The organism is Methanothermobacter sp., assembly GCF_049720995.1.
Classification (GTDB): Archaea; Methanobacteriota; Methanobacteria; order Methanobacteriales; family Methanothermobacteraceae; genus Methanothermobacter.
The window spans coordinates 1-4,487 of sequence record NZ_JBNASF010000046.1 but is presented as its reverse complement, the minus strand read 5'-3'; the positions used below and the strand labels follow the sequence as shown (position 1 = coordinate 4,487).

Annotated in this window: 6 protein-coding genes; all 6 read left to right on the top strand. The window is 49.2% G+C overall.

The window, feature by feature from the left end; genetic code table 11:
• Window positions 1-1,194 (top strand): hypothetical protein (locus ACPLJI_RS08960; RefSeq protein WP_424741272.1); only part of this gene is annotated, 1,194 nt, incomplete at its 5' end.
• The gene (locus ACPLJI_RS08955; RefSeq protein ID WP_424741271.1) at window positions 1,191-1,622 is read left to right on the top strand and encodes a hypothetical protein; all 432 of its coding nucleotides are present in this window, start codon (window positions 1,191-1,193) and stop codon (window positions 1,620-1,622) included. The genes ACPLJI_RS08960 and ACPLJI_RS08955, both read left to right, overlap by 4 nt.
• Window positions 1,623-1,630: 8 nt before the next feature.
• Window positions 1,631-2,431, top strand: coding sequence for a hypothetical protein (locus ACPLJI_RS08950; RefSeq protein WP_424741273.1), 801 nt, complete (start codon window positions 1,631-1,633; stop codon window positions 2,429-2,431).
• Between the two features lie 326 nt (window positions 2,432-2,757).
• Entirely contained in the window at window positions 2,758-3,126 is a 369-nt protein-coding gene (locus tag ACPLJI_RS08945; RefSeq protein ID WP_424741270.1) for a hypothetical protein, read from the top strand.
• A 1-nt stretch (window position 3,127) separates the two neighbouring features.
• On the top strand, window positions 3,128-4,195 hold the full coding sequence (locus ACPLJI_RS08940; RefSeq protein WP_424741269.1) for a hypothetical protein: 1,068 nt from the start codon (window positions 3,128-3,130) through the stop codon (window positions 4,193-4,195).
• Window positions 4,196-4,299: 104 nt separating this feature from the next.
• Window positions 4,300-4,487, top strand: a 188-nt coding sequence (locus ACPLJI_RS08935) for a hypothetical protein (protein ID WP_424741268.1), incomplete at its 3' end; no start/stop codon positions are given.

Genomic DNA, 4,487 nt, shown 5'->3' with positions numbered 1-4,487 from the left:
CTCGCAAACTTTAGGGAATACTTAAACAGAGCACTTTCTGATCCAACATCCATTGTTGGACCGACACCTCTCTCACTTATTGGACCGACACCTTTCTCACTTATGCCTAATCCTATTAAACCTATTAAAGAAATGTTTTCTCCTGAAAAACTTTTTGAGGGGATCTATGGCCCTGAGAAGTGGAGTAAACTAAAGGAAGTACTGATGCAGAATAGCAAGACCTACATTGAGGATCCTATACGTGAGGAACTTTCCAAATTATTCCAGGATCCTGGAAGGTATATCATTGAAGGCTTTGGGCAAGTATGGAATGACTTCAAAGTGTGGGTCATGACCCACATCCCATCATTTAAGTGGCCACAACTACCTAAACTTCCTCTTCCTAATCCTGTAACGGCTCTGCAGGAGATGTGGAACAAATTCACAGGATGGGTTAAGGAACATATTCCCACTTTCAAATGGCCAAAAGTCCCCAATATTTCCATGCCTAACCTTGTGGCGCTGATTCAACAAGCATGGAATAAGTTTCTTGCGTGGGTCAAGGAACATGTCCCCAAGTTTAAGTGGCCTAAATTACCTAGCCCATCCATGCCTAACCTCGTATCGTTGATCAGCAAGGTCTGGTCCTCCTTCACATCATGGATAAAATCAAGATTCAGTGGTTTCAAGTGGCCCAAGTTACCATTACCCGATTTCTCAGGCATCGCGGCCCAATTCAGGAGTTGGGGGTCACGTTTCATATCTAACCTTGCAGCAGGAATCCGTTCAGCGATTCCTAACCTAAACAGTGTTCTTAGCATCATAAGAAGGTTGTTACCATCATCACCACCAAAAGAGGGGCCATTATCCACTCTGACCTATGAGATTATGCATGAATATGGTTACCTCCTCGGGACACACTTCAATAGGGGATTGAGTGCTACAATCCCCGGTACCGTTGAGAGCCTCGGGAAACCGAGTCTCGTAATGCCATCCGATGTGACTGCTGGTCGGGGGTCATCCATGTTGATGGGTGGTTTGAATCTGCAGATAAATACGAATGTCTCCGTGGATAAGATTGAATCTGAGGTGGATGTGGATGATATGGCTCGGAGGATAACGGATAAGGTGAAGGGTACGATGCGTGAGGAACTGAATAGGCAGGGCATACCATCATACCTGTATGGGCGAGGTTATGTGACGGGGGTGAGATGATTATATATGGTGATTGGAGTATACAGGGGCGTAAACCCTCAGGGATAGTATCCGTGCAGGTGAATCTCCCCACCGTAACCCTGCATTGTGTGGCTCTCCCCAAGCCCGGGAAGACCCCCCTGGATGAGGTGAAGGCTTTCATGGAGTTGGCGAAGTATCAGATAAGCAACGAATACCTTCTGAATAAGGGGACATATGTTCAGGGAGATAGAGGTCGTGACCTCCTCAACATCACTGATGGGGTGAATATCTATAAGGGCATGATTGAACCACCAGACTATCAACTCGACAAGTTCAGTGATGAGATCATCGAGTACACCCTCACAATTCATCTGGAATTACCCTCCGATGTCAAGGAAGTGTTTAAGGCGGGGGCGTTCTCCCCATCATCATTCAATGATTTCTATTTCCATGTGGGTGGAGAGTGATAGTTTTGGTGAAGGATTTCAGGTTCATAGAGTTCGGTGGCCGTGGATGGGTTGATCTGGATGAGGAGTTCATAGTGGCTCGACGTGGCGACACCATCAAGGGGTATGCTGTCCTCAAGAATACTGGGACGGAGCCCATCGAGGATCTCCTGATCATCCCGGGGCCAGACCCATTCGCATCGTTCAGTGAGAAACAGTCATGGATGAATGACCTGATGATGTCCTCAGTATTATTTGAGGAGCCCCGTCTCCCTGACAAGATTCACCCTGGTGATGAGGTGATGATCGAGTATAGTATTCAGGCCCCTTGCAGTGGCCCATTTCAGTTTATCATCCTCGGGACGGCCACTAACTCATCAGGGTCTGCATTCCCCGGGTACCCTGTGAATTATAGGGCCGGGATTTACGGGCCATATATTACTCGGGAGGAGTGGATCATAGATTTTGTCCTCCCCAGCCCTCCGAGGAGGAGCAGGTTCGATTATGAGGATATCCTCATAGAACCCTTGACTCCCGAAGGGGCGACGGCAGGAGATACGCAGTTCATCCCATGGATCTGGTTGAAGAAGGGATCCGGGGATGAATGGAAGATACGGGCCTACATGAGGGCTCCGGGTGGGTTCGCCCCGCGTATCACGGATTACTGGATGGGGTTCATCTATACGGGGTTCAGTGTCCCTGTTGATCCTGGCCGCATCATGAATTATGACTGGTTGAAGTCTCAGTCTGCAACGGCGACTGTGAATGTGTCATGGCAGGAGGCCACCATGCTCACAGATTACTTCCTATTGAAGGGTGTGATAAGGTGAAAGTCCTCTTAAATGGTAGAGAGGCTCGTGTCATTGATTTAAACGCGAATCATATGATTAACTCTGTGGCGAAGGCTTCATTCTCCACACCAGAGACCGTCCGTGTAGGGGCGTCTGTAAGTATCATCGGCGATAATAATGAGGGTCTCTTTGGGGGGTATGTAAATTATGTTAGCTTAGATTATGGGAGTATGATCTCTCAGTGTCGGGCGATATCCTCCCCGATTCATAATCGTCTGATGCAATACACTTATACTTTTAAGGAGGCAGAGTTTCATTCATGGGGCCTGATTCTCCTCCGGTTCCTGCAGGCCTGTGGGGTCTCCTTGCATCCACGATCCTGCATCCCATCACAGTCAACGAGCAGGGCGGGTAGCAGTTACCTGTACGGTACAATGATTCAGCCGGGCAAATCCACACTTGAGACTTTCATGAAGTTGCATCCATTCTATGGGAAGGTGGAGACTGAGGGGGATGTTAAGAAGGTGTCGGTGACATGGACGGAGTTGATCCAGAATCTGATGGAGGAGACGGGTCGTGACCTGTTTTGGGTTCTGCATGGGAAAACGGTGTATATCGGCTGCAAGGGTAGTGCAGGATTCGAGGTTAACCCTAAACTGTTGAAGTCATTGAAGATCACAGAGGATGCAACAGAGGTTGTCGAGTCTCTTGAGAATCTGAGGGTGGTGTACTGAATTGGTCTCGGATAAGTGGCTGCAAGAGAACCGTGGCTGGTACCGTGTCCCCCTAAAGGGTTCAGAGATCCAGTTCCTTGAGGGGGATGATTGGAGCGTGGATGTGGGTTGGGCCCTGGGATGGACTCGTAAAAAGACAGGTACATATTCTCCCTTCACTGATCCGGGAGCCTCGGCTGCAAGATTCTGCTTCACTTATAAACCGGTGGAGAACTGGCGTTACATGGTGATAGAAGCCCCTAACTTCAGTACACCCCTCGGGGTTTCGAGTAAGGGTGCGTCTGTGATGGCTCAAGGGGGCAGACCCTCGGCTACTGCTGGGATATGGACGGTGGCATGGACATCCGGGCCTACCACTTATCCTAACTGGGATAAGGAAATTAAGGCCCTCGTGATTAACCCGGGGTACTATGTGAATAAGGATTGGATTGTTAATATGAAGTACTGGTCATCTGCAAGGTCAGGGCCGGTCTTCAGCGTATCCACAATTAAATTGTATAAGGTGGGGTCCCCCGGTGGTGAGGGCGTCCCCCTCCCAATATTTGAGGAATCGGAGCATGATAATCCTGAATGGGGGAATCGCAACCCTCGGGGCCCATCACCGGCGGGGCCTAAATATGGGGATTACGGGCCAAGTCATAGTGGTAACCCTGTGGGTGGTAGGACTCCTCCTTTTGAGGAGGCTAAGGAATCTGATGGTTCCCCGAGTACGCCGAGTGTTCCTACTGAGACTGATACGAAGGATGTCGGGTCTGACCTCTTCAACAAGGATACTGATAGTGATGAGAAGAATCCTCTCAGTGACAATCCCAGAGTATCAGAGAAGGCCACGAGGCCGAATAGTGAGGTGGACTGCGTCGTTGAGGGGTACTTTGATTGCCGTGTAGGGGATCATATGATCATCCCTGAGGATCCCCTGCGGAGGAGGTTCATTGTGACTGAGGTGGAGTATGATTTCAGTGGGGGGGCCCTCAGGACATATATCCATGGTTCGGTGGATGGGGATATCCGGTCGAGTACAGTGACGATCCTCACAGGGGTGGTGAATTACTTATTGGGTAGGAGATAAATTGGGTAGGAGATAAAAAAAGGATAGTGTGAAGAAGGTGAGTGTGGGGTGTTAGTTTGGTTTTCAGAGTGTATCATAAGGCTGTTGCTTCTCAGGAGCATCAGGTGACTGGTGATGATTGGAATGATGAGCATGCCATTGAAGATATGGATGTCTTCATGTCCCAGTATTGTCTGCAGATCCCCCGGACGGGGGCGGGGTCTGAGACGGCGATAAGTGGTGAGTACACTGTCAATATGAATTATACTCATACGAGTCTCCCCTCAGAGTTCCTCATTGAGTTCAAATGTCA